21 protein-coding genes are annotated in these 18,963 nt (G+C 61.1%); 11 read left to right on the top strand and 10 right to left on the bottom strand.

The window, feature by feature from the left end; genetic code table 11:
• Window positions 1-292: 292 nt before the first annotated feature.
• Window positions 293-1,612, bottom strand: coding sequence for a tRNA 5-hydroxyuridine modification protein YegQ (gene yegQ, locus AU074_RS24280; RefSeq protein WP_076016865.1), 1,320 nt, complete (start codon window positions 1,610-1,612; stop codon window positions 293-295).
• Between the two features lie 150 nt (window positions 1,613-1,762).
• Here yegQ and AU074_RS24285 point away from each other — a divergent pair, with 150 nt between their 5' ends.
• A complete protein-coding gene (locus AU074_RS24285) occupies window positions 1,763-2,824 on the top strand; it encodes an AI-2E family transporter (RefSeq protein WP_076016866.1) in 1,062 nt (353 codons plus the stop codon).
• Here AU074_RS24285 and AU074_RS24290 read toward each other — a convergent pair.
• The 3 genes from AU074_RS24290 to AU074_RS24300 form a co-directional block, all read right to left on the bottom strand.
• Window positions 2,821-3,000: a hypothetical protein gene (locus tag AU074_RS24290; RefSeq protein WP_076016867.1), complete on the bottom strand. Its 180-nt coding sequence runs from the start codon at window positions 2,998-3,000 to the stop codon at window positions 2,821-2,823. The genes AU074_RS24285 and AU074_RS24290 overlap by 4 nt on opposite strands.
• Before the next feature lie 100 nt (window positions 3,001-3,100).
• A complete protein-coding gene (locus tag AU074_RS24295; RefSeq protein WP_003211226.1) occupies window positions 3,101-3,295 on the bottom strand; it encodes a hypothetical protein in 195 nt (64 codons plus the stop codon).
• A gap of 234 nt (window positions 3,296-3,529) precedes the next feature.
• On the bottom strand, window positions 3,530-3,883 hold the full coding sequence (locus AU074_RS24300) for a hypothetical protein (RefSeq protein ID WP_017475503.1): 354 nt from the start codon (window positions 3,881-3,883) through the stop codon (window positions 3,530-3,532).
• A gap of 241 nt (window positions 3,884-4,124) precedes the next feature.
• Here AU074_RS24300 and AU074_RS24305 point away from each other — a divergent pair, with 241 nt between their 5' ends.
• A complete protein-coding gene (locus AU074_RS24305) occupies window positions 4,125-4,943 on the top strand; it encodes a shikimate 5-dehydrogenase (RefSeq protein WP_076016868.1) in 819 nt (272 codons plus the stop codon).
• A 128-nt stretch (window positions 4,944-5,071) separates the two neighbouring features.
• On the opposite strand, the gene AU074_RS24310 is transcribed toward AU074_RS24305, so the two are convergent.
• Window positions 5,072-5,719 (bottom strand): YceH family protein, encoded by a 648-nt coding sequence (locus AU074_RS24310; protein WP_076016869.1) that lies wholly within the window; start codon window positions 5,717-5,719, stop codon window positions 5,072-5,074.
• Window positions 5,720-5,845: 126 nt separating this feature from the next.
• Between AU074_RS24310 and AU074_RS24315 the strand changes: the two genes are divergently transcribed.
• Complete coding sequence (locus AU074_RS24315; protein ID WP_076016870.1) at window positions 5,846-6,355, top strand: DUF1993 family protein; 510 nt, start codon at window positions 5,846-5,848, stop codon at window positions 6,353-6,355.
• A gap of 70 nt (window positions 6,356-6,425) precedes the next feature.
• Here AU074_RS24315 and sstT read toward each other — a convergent pair whose 3' ends face one another.
• Window positions 6,426-7,646 (bottom strand): serine/threonine transporter SstT, encoded by a 1,221-nt coding sequence (gene sstT, locus AU074_RS24320; RefSeq protein WP_076016871.1) that lies wholly within the window; start codon window positions 7,644-7,646, stop codon window positions 6,426-6,428.
• Between the two features lie 215 nt (window positions 7,647-7,861).
• Between sstT and AU074_RS24325 the strand changes: the two genes are divergently transcribed.
• Window positions 7,862-9,016: an MFS transporter gene (locus AU074_RS24325; RefSeq protein WP_076016872.1), complete on the top strand. Its 1,155-nt coding sequence runs from the start codon at window positions 7,862-7,864 to the stop codon at window positions 9,014-9,016.
• A 4-nt stretch (window positions 9,017-9,020) separates the two neighbouring features.
• On the opposite strand, the gene nhaR is transcribed toward AU074_RS24325, so the two are convergent.
• Window positions 9,021-9,923 (bottom strand): transcriptional activator NhaR, encoded by a 903-nt coding sequence (gene nhaR / locus AU074_RS24330; protein WP_076016873.1) that lies wholly within the window; start codon window positions 9,921-9,923, stop codon window positions 9,021-9,023.
• Between the two features lie 134 nt (window positions 9,924-10,057).
• Here nhaR and AU074_RS24335 point away from each other — a divergent pair, with 134 nt between their 5' ends.
• The 4 genes from AU074_RS24335 (at window position 10,058) to mnmH (ending at window position 13,337) form a co-directional block, all read left to right on the top strand.
• The gene (locus AU074_RS24335) at window positions 10,058-10,330 is read left to right on the top strand and encodes a hypothetical protein (RefSeq protein ID WP_076016874.1); all 273 of its coding nucleotides are present in this window, start codon (window positions 10,058-10,060) and stop codon (window positions 10,328-10,330) included.
• Between the two features lie 28 nt (window positions 10,331-10,358).
• Window positions 10,359-11,105 carry a TerC family protein gene (locus tag AU074_RS24340; protein ID WP_076016875.1) on the top strand — a complete coding sequence of 249 codons (747 nt, stop codon included), beginning with the start codon at window positions 10,359-10,361 and terminating at the stop codon, window positions 11,103-11,105.
• Between the two features lie 94 nt (window positions 11,106-11,199).
• The gene (gene selD / locus AU074_RS24345) at window positions 11,200-12,234 is read left to right on the top strand and encodes a selenide, water dikinase SelD (protein WP_076016876.1); all 1,035 of its coding nucleotides are present in this window, start codon (window positions 11,200-11,202) and stop codon (window positions 12,232-12,234) included.
• Window positions 12,234-13,337 carry a tRNA 2-selenouridine(34) synthase MnmH gene (gene mnmH, locus AU074_RS24350; RefSeq protein WP_076016877.1) on the top strand — a complete coding sequence of 368 codons (1,104 nt, stop codon included), beginning with the start codon at window positions 12,234-12,236 and terminating at the stop codon, window positions 13,335-13,337. Before selD ends, mnmH begins: the two co-directional genes overlap by 1 nt.
• Before the next feature lie 129 nt (window positions 13,338-13,466).
• Here the strand turns inward: mnmH and AU074_RS24355 are convergent, their stop codons facing one another.
• Together AU074_RS24355 and AU074_RS24360 are read right to left on the bottom strand one after the other, a co-directional pair.
• Entirely contained in the window at window positions 13,467-14,522 is a 1,056-nt protein-coding gene (locus AU074_RS24355) for a permease (RefSeq protein ID WP_076016878.1), read from the bottom strand.
• A 50-nt stretch (window positions 14,523-14,572) separates the two neighbouring features.
• Complete coding sequence (locus AU074_RS24360) at window positions 14,573-15,274, bottom strand: histidine phosphatase family protein (protein ID WP_076016879.1); 702 nt, start codon at window positions 15,272-15,274, stop codon at window positions 14,573-14,575.
• 240 nt (window positions 15,275-15,514) lie between these two features.
• Between AU074_RS24360 and AU074_RS24365 the strand changes: the two genes are divergently transcribed.
• The 3 genes from AU074_RS24365 (at window position 15,515) to hemB (ending at window position 18,162) form a co-directional block, all read left to right on the top strand.
• Window positions 15,515-16,213 (top strand): glutathione S-transferase N-terminal domain-containing protein, encoded by a 699-nt coding sequence (locus tag AU074_RS24365; RefSeq protein ID WP_076016880.1) that lies wholly within the window; start codon window positions 15,515-15,517, stop codon window positions 16,211-16,213.
• 8 nt (window positions 16,214-16,221) lie between these two features.
• Window positions 16,222-17,064: a PhzF family phenazine biosynthesis protein gene (locus AU074_RS24370; RefSeq protein WP_076016881.1), complete on the top strand. Its 843-nt coding sequence runs from the start codon at window positions 16,222-16,224 to the stop codon at window positions 17,062-17,064.
• Window positions 17,065-17,187: 123 nt separating this feature from the next.
• Entirely contained in the window at window positions 17,188-18,162 is a 975-nt protein-coding gene (gene hemB / locus AU074_RS24375; protein WP_076016882.1) for a porphobilinogen synthase, read from the top strand.
• 125 nt (window positions 18,163-18,287) lie between these two features.
• Here the strand turns inward: hemB and AU074_RS24380 are convergent, their stop codons facing one another.
• Complete coding sequence (locus tag AU074_RS24380) at window positions 18,288-18,902, bottom strand: LysE family translocator (RefSeq protein WP_076016883.1); 615 nt, start codon at window positions 18,900-18,902, stop codon at window positions 18,288-18,290.
• Between the last annotated feature and the right edge of the window lie 61 nt (window positions 18,903-18,963).

The following is an 18,963-nucleotide window of genomic DNA, read 5'->3' on the forward strand; positions in this document are numbered from 1 at the left end:
AGGGTGACCGCTCAAGACAGAGTGGCGGTACGCAGAACCGCCAATTCTACTTTGCAAATGAACCTATTGCGCGTACGCCCTGCTTTTTGTGGCGAGGGAGCTTGCTGTGGTGAAGGAGATTGCTGGTGAAAGGAGCTTGCTCCCGCTGGGCTGTGAAGCAGCCCCAAAACAGGCAAATGCGCTTCTTCCTGGAAAACCGCATCAGCCGGATAAGGGCCGCTTCGCGCCCCAGTGGGAGCAAGCTCCCTCGCCACAGAAAGCTGTCTCACCCTCATTGAGGTGTGTGGCGAAGTTAAACGTCGCGCATCAATAGTCCGAATCTCAGGTCCATCTCCGCCGGGATCGGCAAATACACCGTATGGCCGTCGCCCGGCGCCACCTCGATAGCCTCGCCCTTGGCGTTGTGCAGCGTGCTCAGGTCAAAGTGGAAATTCCCCGCCGGGGTCATCAGTTCCAGGTGATTGCCCACGGCAAACCGGTTCTTCACCTTGACCTCGGCCAGCTCGCCGCGCCGTTCACCGGTGAGCTCGCCGACGAACTGCTGGCGTTCAGACACCGAGCTGCCGTTCTGATAGTTCTGGTATTCATCGTGCACGTGCCGGCGCAGGAAACCTTCGGTGTAGCCGCGCTGGGCCAGGGATTCGAGGTTGGTCATCAAGCCGCGGTCAAAGTCGCGCCCGGCCACTGCGTCGTCGATGGCCTGGCGATACACCTGGGTGGTGCGGGCGCAGTAGAAGTGGGATTTGGTGCGGCCTTCGATCTTCAGCGAATGCACGCCCATGCGCGTCAGCCGCTCGACGTGCTGCACCGCCCGCAGGTCCTTGGCGTTCATGATGTAGGTGCCGTGCTCGTCTTCGAAGGCGGGCATCTGCTCGTCGGGGCGGTTGGCCTCCTGCAACAGGAACACCTGGTTGGTGGGGGCGCCGAGGCCCAGGGTCGGCTCGGGTGCGTACTGCTGCACGATGTCGCCGACGGCGTTTTCCACCGCCGGCGTCGCCTGGTATTTCCAGCGGCAGGCGTTGGTGCAGGTACCTTGGTTGGCATCGCGTTTGTTCATGTAGCCCGACAGCAGGCAGCGCCCGGAATAGGCCATGCACAGCGCGCCGTGCACAAACACTTCCAACTCCATGGCGGGGACTTGCTGGCGGATCTCGTCGATTTCTTCCAGCGACAGCTCCCGGGACAGGATGATCCGGCAGATGCCTTGCGCCTGCCAGAACTCGACGCTGGCCCAGTTCACCGTATTGGCCTGTACCGACAGGTGGATCGGCATGTGTGGGAAGTGCCGGCGCACCAGCATGATCAGGCCAGGGTCGGACATGATCAGCGCATCCGGGCCCATGGCGATCACCGGGGCGAGGTCCTTGAGGAAGGTTTTCAGTTTGGCGTTGTGGGGCGCGATATTGACCACCACGTAGAAGCGCTTGCCCTGGGCCTGGGCTTCCTGAATCCCGAGGGCGAGGTTGGCGTGGTCGAACTCGTTATTGCGCACCCGCAGGCTATAGCGCGGTTGCCCGGCGTAGACGGCATCGGCGCCGTAGGCGAAGGCATAACGCATGTTTTTCAGGGTGCCGGCGGGGGCGAGCAGTTCGGGGGCGATAACGGGGGGCATGGGTTCGGGTCGCAAAAGGGCGGCAGGGTAGCGGTGCCCGCCGCGACGTTTATTGATCCAGATCTAAGAAGTAGGGCACTCGCAGGATTTGCAGCGGACTAAGCATCAAGGTGCACACGAGTGTCCTGCGTTTTTTGAGATGGATCGGCCATGAATCAAACCAACCTGCAATTCAAAACCCTGCTGTTACTGCTCGCCTTGGTGACCATCGCGTTTATCTGGATCCTGCTGCCGTTTTACGGTGCGGTGTTCTGGGCGGTGATCCTGGGGATCATCTTTGCGCCGATGCAACGGCGCTTCCAGCAACGATTTGGCTGGAACCGCAACTTCACCTCACTGGCAACCCTGATGGTGTGCCTGGTGATCGCGATTCTGCCGGTGATTATCACCAGTGCCTTGCTGGTGCAGGAGGGCGCGACGCTTTACAAGAACGTCGAGAGCGGCAAGCTCGACGTTGCCGGGTATATCGAGCAGTTCAAGAACTTCCTGCCGCCGTATTTCCAGCACCTGCTGGACCGCTTCGGCATGGGCAACCTGGAAGGCCTGCGGGAAAAAATCGTCAAGAGTGCGATGCAGGGCAGCCAGTTTTTTGCGACCCAGGCGTTCAGCTTTGGCCAGGGCACGTTTGATTTCCTGGTGAGCTTTTTCATCATGCTGTACTTGCTGTTCTTCCTGCTGCGCGACGGTCCCGAGTTGGTGCGCAAGGTGCGCACCGCCGTGCCGCTGGCCGAACCGCAGAAGCGTCGCCTGCAATTGAAGTTCAACCGGGTGGTGCGGGCCACGGTGAAAGGCAACGTGCTGGTGGCGGTCACGCAAGGCGCATTGGGTGGTTTGATCTTCTGGTTCCTGGACATTCCCAGCGCGTTGCTCTGGGCGGTGTTGATGGCGTTTCTGTCGCTGCTGCCGGCAGTGGGCGCGGGGATTGTGTGGGGGCCGGTGGCGGCGTATTTCCTGTTGAGCGGGGCGATCTGGCAGGGCGTGGTGCTGGGGCTGTTCGGGGTGTTTGTGATCGGGCTGGTGGACAATGTGCTGAGGCCCATCCTGGTGGGCAAGGACACCCGTATGCCGGATTACCTGATCCTTATCTCAACCCTGGGCGGCCTGTCGATCTTTGGCCTGAACGGGTTTGTCATCGGCCCGTTGATTGCTGCGTTGTTTATGTCCAGTTGGGCGCTGTTTGTCGAAACCAAACCGCGGATTCAATTGCCTTAGGCATGAAAACAATGGGCCATTCTGACCGACAGGGCCTGGGCGGCTGGCAACGAGGTGAGTGGGCCGCTGACGGGTTCGCCATCGCGTACCAGGTACCAGCAGGCGAGCAGACCCAGCTCCCGAAGAGGGGCGGGAACGGCACTGCCGATGACGGACATGATTTGAATAGTGGGCATGACGACCTCCAATAAGTTATGGAGGTGACATTACGGGGTGCAGACCTTAAGTGAAAATTAACCTGCTCGATAGTCGACATCACTGTTATCGAGCGATCAATCAGTCGACAACCTGGTCAAGCATGTGCACCACTTCCTGTTCACTGAGCAGGCCCTTGCGCACCAGGTTTTCCGTCAGCAAGGACAGGAACTTGGCGTTGCGATGGCCTTCCAGGGCCTTGAGTTCGGTCAGTACGCTGTAGACCTTGCTGGAGGTGCAGAGGCCGGCGGTGCGATGGGGGTTTTGCGTGGGCATGGTCAATCGTCCTTGTTGTTATTGACTGGACAGTGTTGATAGTGGAGGCCTTTTAAGACACAAACATGACAGCGCAGACCCGGTTCGGGCAAGCGTCTATTGAGATCAATGATGTGGGATTTGGCCACAGCCATTGTCCTTATAACGACCTTGGCGAGATTTATTCAGACCAACAGGCCAAAAAAAGGCCCCGCTTTTAGGGCGGAGCCTGTTCGTGTGTGTGTCAGTTCATGCTTACCAGCCGCGACCGTAATAGCCGTGTGGAGGGCCGTAGTAGCCACGCGGTGGGCCGTAATAGACCGGTGCCGGGCGGTAATAAACCCGTTGCTGCACATACACCGGCGGTGGCGGTGCGTAGTAGACCGGCGGCGGAGCGGCATACACCGGCTGCGGCTGGACATACACCGGCTGTTGCACATACACCGGTTGCTGCTGGCTGGCGACAATCGAGCCGCCTACCACTGCACCGACTACAGCTCCCAGTGCAAGCGGGGCACCCCAACCACCACCGTGGGCGGAGGCCTGTCCTGCTATAGCGAGTGCACCGATAAGCAAGGCGATCTTGGGGAGTTTACGAATCATGGTCATTCCTCGGTTAGCCCCTGCGCTTGTGGTCTGCAATCAATAGACTCAAGGATTGTCGCGGGGATACTTTTAAGACAGCGTATTTCTGAAAAACAGCACAGCCGATAGGTAAAGGTTGTGTAAGGTCTGTATCGGCTGGCTTACACAAGCGGCCGGGCACAGTGCGTATGATTAACCACGACCCGCCGGCGCGGGTATTCCGTCTATCCGAAATCGCCTCTGGAATGGCTTCAAGGAGTTACCGATGCAGATGAACCCCAACAAGGACACCCAACTGTGCATGTCACTGTCGGCGCGCCCCGGGAACTTTGGCCTGCGCTTTCATAACCACCTGTACGAACAGTTGGGGCTGAATTTCTACTACAAGGCGTTCAGCAGCCAGGACTTGCCGGGCGCCGTTGGCGGCATTCGTGCGTTGGGCATTCGTGGGTGTGGCGTGTCGATGCCCTTCAAGGAGGCCTGCATTGCCTTGGTGGACGAGCTGGATGCTTCAGCGCAGGCCATTGCGTCGATCAACACCATCGTCAACACCAACGGCCATCTGAAGGCTTACAACACCGATTACATCGCTATTGAGCAACTGCTGAAGAAGCATGAAGTGCCCAAGGACTCGACCTTCGCCTTGCGTGGTAGTGGCGGCATGGCGAAGGCCGTGGCCAGTGCATTGCGCGATGGTGGCTACGCCAATGGCGTGATCGTGGCGCGTAATGAAGTGGCGGGCCCGGCGCTGGCCCGGAGCCTGGGTTATGAATGGCAGGCGGAGTTGGGCGCCTTGCGCCCGCAGATGCTGATCAACGTCACGCCGGTCGGCATGACGGGCGGGGCGGAAGCGGACCAGTTGGCATTTGAGGCCGACGCGATTGATGCGGCCGAAACCGTGTTTGATGTGGTGGCGATTCCCTCGGAAACGCCGCTGATCCTGCGGGGCCGCGCTCAGGGCAAACGCGTGATCACCGGTTTGGAAGTGATCGCCATCCAGGCCTTGGAGCAGTTTGTGCTGTACACCGGCGTGCGGCCGACGGATGAGCAGTTTCAGGCGGCGGTGGCGTTTGCCCGAAGCTGAGCATCACCGCTGACTGTATGGCGAGGGAGCTTGTTGTGGCGAGGGAGCTTGCTCCCGCTGGGTTGCGCAGCAGCCCCAAGAAAATGGGAGCGCTACGCACTCCAGCGGGAGCAAGCTCCCTCCAAACATTACTCCAGCCGCGACAGGCGCTCTTCCAGCGCCGCAATCCGCGCCTCCAACTCTTCGATACGCTCCAGGGAAACCCCGCTTCCGGCACTACGCTCCACCGAATTACCACGCGCCGACAGGATCGCTTCAATATCCGCCGGGTCGCCCAAGGCATGCATGTACCGGTCTTCCCGCTGTCCCGACTGACGGGGCACCAACAACGCCAACCCTCGGGCAATCAGGCGTTCCAGTTGGTGCACAACCTGCTCGGTGTCTTCAAATTCGTGCATGCGCCCGCTGCGGGTCAGCAGTTCGTTGACCGTCTGCGGCCCCCGCAGGAACAGCAGGCCGCTGAGAATCACCTGGGCCGGCACCAGCTCCAGCGCCTTGTCCACCCGATGCTCCCAGCGATCGGCGCGGCTGCCCATCACCAGCCGGGTAAACCCGCGACCTTCCAGGGCCCGCAGGCTCTGGCCGACCTGGCCCTGGCTGAGGTTCATCACCGGTTCGCGGCTGGTTTTCTGGTTGCAGGCGATCACCAGCGCGTTGAGGGTCAACGGGTAGGTTTCAGGGCTGGTGGCCTGTTTTTCGATCAGGCAACCCAGAATGCGGATTTCCGTGCTGTTCAGGCGCGGCTCTTCGGAAGTGGTGTCGTGCTCGGTGGTCATCGCGCTTTCCCTAATGCAGTGAGCCCACTAGCCTAATCCTGAAAAAATAAAAGACAAGCGGCGCTGGCGGCCGGCATGTCTATAATCGCGGCTGTTTCCAACCCTGCCACAACTGTCGAGACTGTCATGACTATTTCCCTGTACGCCGCTTCCCTCCCGGTCTTCAAGCAAATGCTCAACGCCCTGAGCGATGTGCTGAACAAGGCCGAAGCCCACGCCACCGCCAAGAACATCGACCCGAACGCCTTCCTGCAAGCGCGCCTGTACCCGGATATGTTCCCGCTGGTGCGTCAGGTGCAGATCGCCGTCGACTTCGCCAAAGGCGTTTCTGCCCGCCTGGCCGAGATCGAAGTACCGAAATACGACGATACAGAAGTGACCTTCGCCGACCTGCAAGCGCTGATCGCCAAGGTCCTGGCGTTTATCGACACCATCACCCCGGCCCAGGTCGACGGTAAAGAAGGCATCGAAATCGTCACTCGCCCTGGCACTCCTAAAGAGAAGCGCTTCAGCGGCCAGTCGTACCTGCTGAGCTACGGCCTGCCGCAGTTCTTCTTCCACATCACCACCGCTTACGCCTTGCTGCGTCACAACGGTGTGGAAGTGGGCAAGCGCGACTACATGGGCGCGTTCTAAGCCTCAGGCATAAAAAAGCCCGGGGCGGTTCATTCACGAACCGCCCCGGGCTTTTTTGTGCGCGTAAGGTTTACGCAGTCTGTTCTTCTTTGCCCAGGCACGCGGCAGCGGTGAACAGCACGTCGGTGGACGAGTTCAGCGCGGTTTCCGCCGAGTCCTGCAAGACACCGATGATGAATCCCACGGCCACCACCTGCATGGCGATTTCGCTGGGAATGCCGAACAGGCTGCACGCCAGCGGAATCAACAGCAGCGAACCCCCGGCAACCCCCGACGCGCCGCAGGCGCACACTGCAGCGACCACGCTGAGCAGCACGGCGGTGGGGATGTCCACGGCAATGCCCAGGGTGTGCACGGCGGCCAGGGTCAGTACGGTGATGGTGATGGCCGCGCCGGCCATATTGATGGTGGCACCCAGCGGAATCGACACCGAGTAGGTGTCTTCATGCAGGCCCAGGCGTTTGCTCAACGCCAGGTTGACCGGAATGTTGGCCGCCGAACTGCGGGTGAAAAACGCGGTGATACCACTTTCCCGCAGGCACATCAGCACTAGCGGGTACGGGTTGCGGCGCAGCTTCCAGAACACGATGGCCGGATTGATCACCAGCGCGACGAACAGCATGCAGCCGATCAACACCAGCAACAGGTGCGCATAGCCCAACAGGGCGCCGAAGCCGGATGTGGCGAGGGTCGAGGCCACCAGGCCGAAGATCCCCAAGGGCGCGAAGCGGATCACCATGCGCACGATCAGCGTGACGCCATTGGACAGGTCGCCCAGCACGGTGCGGGTGGTGTCGCTGGCATGGCGGATAGCTATGCCCATGCCGATTGCCCAGGCGAGGATGCCGATGAAGTTGGCATTCATCAGCGCGCTGATCGGGTTGTCCACCACGCTGAGCAACAGGCTTTGCAGCACTTCGCCAATGCCGCCGGGGGCGCTGACAGTCAGGTCGTGGGTGGCCAGTACCAGCGAGGAGGGGAACAGCGTGCTGGCGATCACCGCAACCACGGCAGCAGCAAAGGTGCCCAGCAGGTACAGGAACAGGATCGGCCGGATATGGGTTTCCTGGCCGTGCTTGTGGTTGGCGATCGAGGCCATCACCAGCACAAACACCAGGATTGGCGCCACGGCCTTGAGCGCCGAAACAAAGACCTTGCCGATAAACCCGGTGGCTTGCGCCACGTCGGGTAACAACAGGGCCAGCAGGATACCGGCGACCAGGCCGATGACAATTTGGGTGACCAGGCTGATAGACATCAGTCGCTGAAAGAGAGAAGGGGCAGCAGTCATAAAAAGGTTGTCTCTAGTTTTTTTAATAGATGCAGCTAAGGCAGCGTGAATCTGGCAGGGGCGAAGTCTAGCATCTGTAGGCAACGTCTTATTCGGGTGCGGCGTTCCGTCACCACGATGGGACACATTCTGTTAACATTGCCCATCCTCTTATTTCTTCTCTATCAGCGGGCCCTCCGGGCTGTCGTTGATGTCGCTGTTTTCTGGAGTTTTTGATGTTGTTTCCGATCCTGCTGTTGTCGGCAGCCGGTTTTACCGTGCTGACCACAGAATTCATCATCGTCGGCCTGTTGCCTTCTATCGCCCGGGACCTCGACGTGAGCGTGTCCCAGGCCGGGCTGCTGGTGACGTTGTTCGCCTTCACCGTGGCGGCGTTTGGCCCGTTCCTGACCGCGTATTTCGCGCGGTTTGAGCGCAAGCGGCTGTTTATCACGATCCTGATCATGTTCGGCCTGGCCAACACTCTGGCGGCTATGGCCTCGAATATCTGGGTCATGTCCCTGGCCCGGTTGATCCCGGCGCTGGGGCTGCCGGTGTTCTGGGCGCTGGCCAGCGAGACGGCGGTGGACATCGTCGGGCCGGATTTCGCTGGCCGTGCGATTGAAAAAATCGGCTTCGGCATCGTGTGCGCCACGGTCTTCGGGATCCCGGTGGGCACGCTGATTTCCGATATGTTCGGCTGGCGCACCGCCTTTGGCATTCTCGCCGTGGTGGCGTTTGCCAAGGCCTTGCTGCTGTTTATCTACCTGCCGAAGACCCGCGCAAAGAACGACCAGGTCAGCTTGCGCTCGCAGTTCAAAATCTTGCGCAGCCCGCTGATGCAGGGCCATATCCTGCTGTCGATCCTGGTGTTCAGCGGCATGTTCACCGCCTACACCTACCTGGCGGACATCCTTGAGCGCCTGGCGGGTTTCGATGGAACGGTGGTGGGCTGGTGCCTGATGGGCTTTGGCGCGGTCGGCCTGATCGGCAACTCATTGGGCGGGCGCATGGTCGACCGGCATCCGCTGATCGCGTCGATGGTGTTTTGCGGCTTCATGATCGCCGGCATGGTGGCGCTGGTGCCTGCCATCCATTCCACCGTCGGGCTGGCGGCGGCGATGGCCGTATGGGGCGTGACTCAGGCGGCTTTGTTTTTGGTCAGCCATGTGCGGCTGATGAAGGCCGCGCCTCATGCGCCGGCCTTTGCCGCCTCGCTGAACATCGCCGGGGCCAACCTGGGGATTGGCCTGGGGGCGTTGGTGGGCGGTCACGTGATCGACACCCTCGGCCTTGGCAGCCTCGGCTTTGCTGCGGCCGGTTTTATCCTGCTGTCGATCCTGCTGGCGCTGTGGCTGATGACTGCCAAGACCCGCGCCGTCTGCGCCTGAGTCCTCAGGGCAGGGCCGTAAACAGCTCCCGTCTTGCACCTTCGGTAATCGCCACGATGCCGGGGTGCTTGACCTTGCGCTCTACCGAGATCGCATAAAACGACTCGGTCACCGCATCCGTCTGGCCGATCAGCACCACGCCATATTGGCGTTCCACCTCATCGGCAATCACGCTGGGCGCGATAAAAATCCCGCTGCCGGATTGGCCAAAGGCCTGCATCAACGCACTGTCGTCAAACTCCCCGACAATCCGTGGCTGGATCTGCTGCTCGGCGAACCAGCGCAGCAAGCGGCTGCGCACTACGGTCTCCGCACCCGGAATCAACAGCGGCGCACCCTGCAGGCATTGTGGGAAATCGCCGCGATGCTGGTCAGCCAACGCCTGGGTCGCGAAAAAACTGATCCCGCATTCCCCCAGCTTCTGGCTGTAACCCTTGATGTCCAGGTGCGGGGGCATCGGGCTGTCGGAGATCACCAGGTCCAGGCGCTGGATCGCCAGGTCCGCCAGCAAGCGTTCGAGTTTGTCTTCACGACAGGTAATGCGGATCGGCTCGCTCAATTCCATGGTCGGCGCAATCAGCCGGTAGACGATGGACTTGGGCACCACATCCGCCACGCCGACCCGGAACAAAATCTGCTGCTCGTTGGGCTGGGTGCGCAGCATCGCCTCCAGCTCATTGCCCAGCTGGAACATCTGCTCGGCATAGGGCAGGGCCTGACGTCCGGCTTCGGTCAGTTCCAGCTGGCGTCCGAGCTTTTGAAACAATGCCACGCCAAACGTCTGCTCCAGCAGGCTGATCTGCCCGCTGATGGTTTGCGGCGTGAGGTTCAGTTGCTCGCAGGCGCGCACGATGCTGCCGGTCTTGGCGACGACCCAGAAGTAGTGCAGTTGTCGGTAATTGAGCATGGCGGCCAACAGTTCGTTAAAACCGAAGTATAAACGAAAAAAATACGAATTTTACTGAAGTGTTCATCTGCATAGAATGCGTCGCTATCGAGGGGCCACTACTTGGACCCAACGGTTCTAACGAGGAACGCATCATGAAACTCAATTCCCTGGGCGCAACGGCGTTACTTGGGCTTTCATTAGTCATGCTCAGTGGCTGTGACCAAGCGGAAAAAAGCGCGCAACAACTCCTGGGTAAAGCCTCCGAGTCAGCCAAGCAAGTGATTGACGACACTCATCAGGCCGCGGAGCAGGCGTTAAGTGACGCGACCAAAGGCTTGATTGCTCCGCCGGAACGCAAGCAGGACAAGCAGGACAACGAGGAACAGGAAGGCAACGCGCCTGAGTCCACCTCCCAAGAAACCTAATACCCGCACATCACACCAGGACTGACCTATGGAATACCTCTTACAACTGGCCGCCAGCCCGACCGCGTGGATCGCGCTGGCCACCCTGATCGTCATGGAGATCGTGCTGGGGATCGACAACCTGATCTTTATCTCGATCCTTACCAACAAGTTGCCGGTGCAACACCGGGCCAAGGCCCGTCGCATCGGCATCAGCATGGCATTGATCCTGCGTCTGGGCCTGTTGAGCACCATTGCCTTTATCGTGCAGTTGACCGAGCCGGTCATCGATATCCTGGGGCAGTCGTTCTCCTGGAAGGACATGATCCTGATCGCCGGTGGCCTGTTCCTGGTGTGGAAGGCGACCACCGAGATCCATCACAGCATGGACCCTGAGAAGGAGCATGTGGACAGCGGTGCACCGAGCGTGAGCCTGGGCTTCGCTTCGGCGATTGGCCAGATCCTGTTGCTGGACCTGGTGTTCTCCATCGACAGCATCATCACCGCCGTGGGCATGACCGAGCACTTGCCGATCATGATCATTGCCGTAGTGGTCTCGGTAATCGTGATGCTGGTGGCGGCCGAGCCGTTGGCCAAGTTCATCAACGAGAACCCGACTATTGTGATGTTGGCCTTGGGCTTCCTCATCATGATCGGCATGACGTTGATCGCCGAAGGCTTCGGCGCCCATGTGCCAAAAGGCTATGTGTACGCGGCCATGGCGTTCTCGGCGGCTATCGAGTGCCTGAACATGATGCGACGCAACCGGCATAAACGCCTCGCTGCCAAACAGTAAACGCTGACAAGAAAGGCCGGCTGCGCTCATCAGAGCCCAGCCGGCCTTTTGCTGTCTGATAGAATCCGTCCACTTGACGCCTTGAGGGATACCCATGAACGAGCCGATTCGCCTGACCCAATACAGCCACGGTGCTGGTTGCGGTTGCAAAATCTCACCTCAGGTACTGGAAGTGATCCTCGCCGGCAGTGGCGCGCAGAACCTCGACCCCAAGCTTTGGGTAGGCAACGCCTCCCGCGATGACGCCGCTGTATATGCCATCGACGACGAGCGCGGCGTGGTGTCTACCACCGATTTTTTCATGCCGATTGTCGATGATCCCTTCGACTTCGGCCGTATTGCTGCCACCAACGCCATCAGCGATATCTACGCCATGGGCGGCGATCCGTTGATGGCCATCGCGATTCTCGGCTGGCCGGTCAACGTGCTGGCACCGGAAATTGCCCGGGAAGTGATTCGCGGCGGTCGCTCCGTGTGTGACGCTGCCGGGATTCCCCTGGCCGGTGGCCACTCCATCGACGCCCCCGAGCCGATCTTCGGCCTGGCCGTCACCGGGCTGGTGGAAAAGCGCCACATGAAGCGCAACGACACCGCCACCGCCGGTTGTCAGCTGTACCTGACCAAACCCTTGGGTATCGGCATCCTCACCACCGCCGAAAAGAAGGGCAAGTTGCGCGAGGCTGACATCGGCCTGGCCCGTGACTGGATGTGCACCCTCAACAAACCCGGCAGCCGGTTTGGCAAGCTGGCCGGTGTCACAGCCATGACCGACGTCACCGGTTTTGGGCTGTTGGGCCATCTGGTGGAAATGGCCGACGGCAGCCAGCTAACGGCCCGCATCGAATACGAAAAAGTCCCACGCCTGCCCGGGGTTGAGTACTACCTGGAGCAGGGCTGCGTGCCCGGCGGCACCTTGCGCAACTTCGACAGCTACGCCAGCAAGCTGGGGCGCCTGAACGAACTGCACAAACGCGTGCTGTGCGACCCGCAAACCAGCGGCGGCCTGCTGGTGGCGGTCACGCCCGAAGGCAATGCCGAATTCCTCGCCGTGGCGGCGGAATTGGGCCTGAACCTTCAGCCGATCGGCGAACTGGTTGAGCGACAGACCAACGCGGTAGAGGTGTTCTGATGCCAATCGACATCACCGATTACCGCGACATCTTTCTCAACGACCGGCCGATGATGGATACCCGCGCGCCGATCGAGTTCATCAAAGGCGCGTTTCCCGGGGTGATCAACTTGCCGTTGATGACCGACGATGAGCGCGAACGGGTGGGCACCTGTTACAAGCAGCAAGGCCAGCAGGCGGCCATTGTTCTCGGTCACGAACTGGTGTCCGGGGCGGTGAGGGCGCAACGTATCGAACACTGGGCGCGCTTCGCCCGGGCCAATCCTGATGGCTTGCTGTACTGCTTTCGCGGCGGGATGCGTTCGCAGATTGCCCAGCAATGGTTGAAAACCGAGGCGGGTATCGACTATCCGCGAGTGGGCGGTGGCTACAAAGCCATGCGAACCTTCCTGCTCGACACCGTTGAAAGCGCCACTGCGCAATGCGACTTCGTGTTGCTGGGCGGCATGACCGGCACCGGCAAGACCGAAGTGCTCGGCCAGTTGAACAACGCCCTGGACCTGGAAGGCCACGCCAACCATCGCGGTTCCAGCTTCGGCAAGCGCGCCACGGCGCAACCCTCCAACATCGACTTCGAAAACCGCCTGGCCGTGGACCTGCTGAAAAAGCGTGCCGCCGGTATCGAGCAGTTCGTGGTCGAGGATGAGAGCCGCATGATCGGCAGTTGCGCGCTGCCATTGCCCTTGCACAAGGGCATGCAGGGCTTTCCGATGGTCTGGCTGGAAGACAGCGTTGAAGGCCGCGTGGAGCGCATCCTGAAGGATTATGTGGTGGACCTCTGCGCCGAATTTGTCGCGGTGTTTGGCGAGACTGGCCAGGAACTGTTTGCCGAACGCCTGACCCAGAGCCTGGGCAATATCCACAAGCGCCTGGGCGGCGAGCGCTTTGCGCGGTTGCACGCCATCATGCAGGACGCCTTGGCGGAGCAAGCTCGCAGCGGTGCGGTGGAGTTGCACCGTGGCTGGATTGAGGGGTTGTTGCGTGAGTATTACGACCCGATGTACGCCTTTCAGCGGGAAAGCAAAGGTGCGCGCATCGAGTTTGCGGGAGAGCAAGCGGCGGTGGTGGAGTATTTCCGGGACAGGCTCGCTCGGCGTAAGTAATTGATTGAGTTTGCCGGCCCTTTCGCGAGCAAGCCCGCTCCCACATTTTGACCGCATTCCTACTGGATAAACGCGGTCGAATGTGGGAGCGGGCTTGCTCGCGAAGAGGCCCTCGAACTCACCCACTCACTACAGGATAAACGCCCCGATCAGGCCACACACCACACCCATCAGCATGGTCAAGCCGGCCACAGTCACCAGCACCCGCGCATCGAAGTCCTTGCGCAGCATCAGCAGCGACGGCAGGCTCACGCTCGGCAGGGTCATCAGCAACGCCACGGCCGGGCCGGTGCCCATGCCGAGGGTCATCATGGTCTGCACAATCGGGATTTCGGCGGCGGTCGGGATCACAAACAACGTGCCGACAATCGCCAGCGGCACCAGCCACACCAGGCTGTTGGCCATGGCGCCGTCAACGTGGGGAAACAGCCAGACCCGCGCCGCGCCGAGGATCAGCACTGCCAGGATGTACACCGGAATCGTGCTCCAGAACAGCTGCCACAGGGTGCGCAGCCAGCGGCTCAGGAACGGTTCGGTTTCGGTATGGCTGGCCTGGGCCACCGCGTCCAGCGCCGCTTCAGGCACCTGCTCCGGCCGCGCGATGCGCTGCGCCACCAGCGACACACCCACCACCAGCACGATCCCGGCCACCAACCGCAGCGCGGTAAAGCCCCAGCCCAGCACAAAGCCCATGAACACCAGGGTTGCCGGGTTCAGCACCGGGTTGGCAATCCAGAACGCCAGCGCCGCGCCGACCGACACCTGTTGGCGGCGCATGCCGGCGGCCACTGGTGCGGCGCAGCAACTGCACATCATCCCCGGCAACGCGAACAGCCCACCGCGCAGGGTGGAGCCCAGCCCGGCACGACCAAACAGGCGCAACAGCCAGTCCCGCGGGATCAGCACTTGCAGCAATGAGCCAAGAATGACCGCCAGCACGGCGGCTTTCCAGATCGCCAGGAAATACACCTGGGCATAGGCCATTGCGGCGGCCAGTGGCGCGCTTTGCTGGTCATTGAGAATCGACGCGCCGATGCTGTGGTTGTCTGCCGCAATAAACGCCTTGGCGTAGTAGGGCGACCACTTCACGTAGTAGAGGCCGATGCAGGCCACCAGCAGGAACAGCGCTGGTTTCCACCAGAAGGACCAGCCCCGTGCAGGCTGGGTGGAGGAGAGGTTGGACATGTGGATGATCCGCAGCTGAGTCAATAGCGCAGCATCATACGCTGTGGCACTCAGATATCGGCGCTAACCTGCGTTGCATCCGGACAACTCTTCTCGCCGTTGTCCAGCCCTTGCTTGTAATTGCGGCTCAGCAGCGTGGCCTTGCCGTTGTGCCAGGTCAGCGTCAGCACGTACAAGGTGTCGAAATCACTGCCGGACCAATCGTCGGTAATCACATGCTTTTCGCCTACCGCTTCACTGGCCACCTTGTTGATCAACTCCGGCAGGTAGCCGTGGGACCAGGCGGTGTAGATGACGGCGTTGTGGTATTTGTCTTCCACCAGCTCGTCAGCGAGGGCGCTGGTGTCATTGGCCGAGAACTTGATGTTCACCGGCAACCCGAGCTTGATCGCGCTGGGGCTGATGGTCATCAATGGGCGAATGTAGCTGTAGGAGTTGTCTTTCTCGCCTTCCTCGACATTGCGGGTCGGGTTGGCGGCAAACACAAAGTCAGCTTTGCCGAATTTTTCCGGCAGGACGCTGGCCAGGTTCATCGCGCGGTTCAAACCCTGGCAATTGAGCTGGCCGAGGCCGCCGGCGGGTTTCTCGGCGTGGCGCAGGAACACCAGGGTTTGCACGCCGTCGACCTGCTGGGCGCGGCTGATTCTGGATTCCAGGGTCAGGCCGACCGCGGTGCCTACCAGCAATACCGGCAGCAGGATGTAGGAGTAGCGTTTCAGGCGTTTCGCAAGGCACAGAGGCTTGATAGTCATTGAGGCTCGAGTCTTCGTGCAGCGGGTTAAGGCGGACAAGCCAGGTGTTCCGTGTCGTGAAAGTGGCTTCCTTGGGGGCGCACTTAAGAGTGCGCCCGGGCACTTTGGTTCGTTCCGGGTGGACAATGGGGCGGCATCCCTGCCGATTGCAGGAGATTAACCGGCGGATGTTGCGGATTTAAGTCGGGTGCACGCCGACCGTTCAGCCACTACTATCAGGGTTTTAACAGGGCTTTTGCGATGAACTCACTGACAGACTTTCCCATCACCGCCAAATGGCCGGCCCGGCATCCCGAGCGCCTGCAGCTCTATTCCTTGCCGACGCCCAACGGGGTGAAGGTGTCGATCATGCTGGAGGAGCTCGGGTTGCCTTACGAGGCGCATAAGGTCAGCTTCGAGACCCAGGACCAGCTGTCCGCCGAATTCATGTCGCTGAACCCCAACAACAAGATCCCGGCGATCATCGACCCCAATGGCCCCGGCGGCCAGGCGCTGGGCTTGTTCGAATCGGGCGCGATCCTGATCTACCTTGCCGAAAAGAGCGGCGAGTTGCTGCCCGAAGACCCGGCGATGCGTTATGAGACGATCCAGTGGCTGATGTTCCAGATGGCCGGTATCGGGCCGATGTTTGGCCAGGTTGGGTTCTTCAACAAATTCGCCGGCGCGGCCTACGAGGACAAACGCCCGCGTGACCGCTACGTCGCCGAGGCGCGCCGCTTGCTGGAGGTTCTGGAAAAGCGCCTGCTGGGCCGCACCTGGATCATGGGCGACGAGTACAGCATCGCTGACATCGCCACCTTTCCGTGGGTTCGCAACCTGATTGGCTTCTACGAGTCCGGCGACCTGGTAGGCATCACCGACTTCCCGAACGTGCTGCGGGCGCTGGACGGGTTCGTCGCCCGGCCTGCGGTGATCCGTGGCTTGAACATCCCGGCATAAGGACCTGCATGCCTTCCTTCGACTTCAAACAGCTCGATGTCTTCAGCAACGTGGCCTTAAAGGGCAACCCGCTGGCGGTGGTGCTGGGCGCCGACAGCCTGAGCGACCAGCAAATGGCGGATTTCGCCAACTGGACCAACCTCAGTGAGACCACGTTCTTGCTCAAGCCCCGTGATCCACGGGCGGACTACCGCGTAAGAATCTTCACCACCCTGCAGGAACTGCCGTTTGCCGGCCATCCGACCCTCGGCAGTTGCCATGCCTGGTTGCAGGCCGGCGGCCAACCTGCAGGCGAAGAGATCATCCAGGAGTGTGAGATTGGCCTGGTGCGCATCCGCCGCCAGGGAGATGAACTGGCGTTTATTGCGCCACCACTGCTGCGCTCCGGCCCGCTGGAGAGCGAGTTGGTTGAGCGCGTGCGGCGGGGACTGGGCCTTGGCCCCGGGGCGATTGTGCGTAGCCAGTGGGTGGATAACGGCGCAGGTTGGCTGGCGGTCATGCTGGAGGATCGCGAGCAGGTACTGGCGCTGCATCCGGATTACTCGCAGTTGCAGGGTCTGGCCGTGGGCGTGATCGCCCCGTGGAACACCGGGCGGGACGGTGACGAGGCGCAATTTGAAGTGCGGGCCTTCATTGCCGGCGACGGTGCCCCGGAGGATCCGGCCACCGGCAGCCTGAACGCCGGTGTCGCCCAGTGGTTGCTCGGCGAAGGCCTGGCGCCCAGCCGCTATGTGGTCAGTCAGGGCACCGCCATGGGCCGCGCCGGGCGAATCCACGTCGAACAGAGCGGCGAGGAAATCTGGGTCGGCGGCGCGGTGGCCGTTTGCATTGACGGGCGTGTACAGCTCTAGATCAATGCAATTGTTACCGGGCCTGCAATAAACTGTTCCGCACTTGGCGTTTGTGCTCTGCGGTGCACGAGGCATAAGCTTTCGCCCCAACGTTTTTTCGTCCTGCCTTTTTCAGGAGCATCAATGTCCAGCCAGTTCCCCGAAGCCCGTCCACGCCGCCTGCGCCGCTCTCCAGAGTTGCGTGGCCTGTTCCAGGAAAGCGAATTCACCCTCAATGACTTGGTGCTGCCGATCTTCGTTGAAGAAGAAATCGACGACTTCGTACCGATCACCAGCATGTCCGGGGTGCAGCGCATTCCCGAGTCGAAACTGGCCGGTGAGATCGAGCGCTATGCGAAAGCCGGGATCAAGTCGGTGATGACCTTCGGTGTGTCCCATCACCTTGACGCCTCCGGCAGCGACACCTGGCAAGAGCGTGGCCTGGTCTCGCGCATGTCCTCGATCATCAAGGATGCGGTGCCGGAAATGATTGTGATGTCCGACACCTGTTTCTGCGAGTACACCGACCACGGCCATTGCGGCGTGATGCACGGCGCTGAGGTCGACAATGACCGCACCCTGGTCAACCTCGGCAAGCAAGCCGTGGCCGCCGCCCGCGCCGGTGCCGATGTGATTGCGCCATCCGCTGCAATGGACGGACAGGTCCAGGCCATTCGCCGTGCGTTGGATGAAGCAGGCTTCAGCCATATTCCGATCATGGCTTACTCCACCAAATTTGCCTCGGCCCTCTACGGCCCGTTCCGCGAAGCCGGCGGCAGCGCGCTCAAGGGCGACCGCAAGAGCTACCAGATGAACCCGATGAACCGCCGCGAAGCGGTGCGCGAGTCGTTGCTGGATGAGCAGGAAGGCGCGGATGCGCTGATGGTCAAGCCGGCCGGCGCGTACCTGGACATCATCCGCGACATCCGCGAAGCCTCGCGTTTGCCGGTGGCGGCGTACCAGGTGAGCGGCGAGTACGCGATGATCAAGTTCGGTGCCCAGGCAGGCGCGATCGATGAAGCCCGCGTGGTTCGGGAAACCCTGGGATCGATCAAGCGCGCTGGTGCGGACTTGATCTTCACCTACTTTGCGATGGACCTGGCACTCGCCGGGATCTAAGTAACCTGTGGCGAGGGAGCTTGCTCCCGCTGGACTGCGTAGCAGGCCCATTTTCAGGGCCGCTGCGCGCCCCMGCGGGAGCAAGCTCCCTCGCCACAAGAAGCCTGTTCGCGGCTGCTTGCAACTTAGCGCTGGGCAAACGCCAGGTTCAGCCCCAACCCCGCAAACGCCGCCGCAAAACTGCGGCGCAGCCAGTTCTGTACGCGTGGTGATTCGATCACTGCGCGGCGGAATACATTGGCCAGAAGGCCATAAATCACAAACACCGCAAACGTCATCGCCATGAACACACTGCTCAGCAACAGCATTTGCAGGGCGGGTGCGCTCGCGCCCGGGGTGACGAATTGCGGCAGGAACGCCAGGAAGAAAATCGTCAGCTTGGGGTTCAGGATATTCAGCAACAGGCCCCGCACCATCAGGCTGCGGGCGCTGGCAATCGTCGGTGTGTCGTTCATGGCAAAGGCCGAGCGGTCGCGCCAGGTGGCGTAGGCGAGGTACAGCAAGTAGGCGGCGCCGGCATACTTCAGGGCTTCGAACGCCAGGGCACTGGTGTGCAGCAGGGCGGACAGGCCAAGTACCGAGGCCAACAAGTGCGGGACGATCCCGGCGGTGCAGCCCAGCGCGGCGAACACACTGGCACGCTTGCCGGCGGTCAGCCCGGTGGACACCGTGAAGATGACGCCGGTGCCGGGAATCAGCACGACGATCAGGCAGGTGATCAGAAAGTTCAGGCTAAGCATGGCATCCAAACTCCTTGTAGGAGCGACGGGTGCCTGATCCTTTCACGTCCTGGTTTTTTTG

This window comes from Pseudomonas sp. ATCC PTA-122608 (genome assembly GCF_001952855.1).
GTDB lineage: Bacteria > Pseudomonadota > Gammaproteobacteria > Pseudomonadales > Pseudomonadaceae > Aquipseudomonas.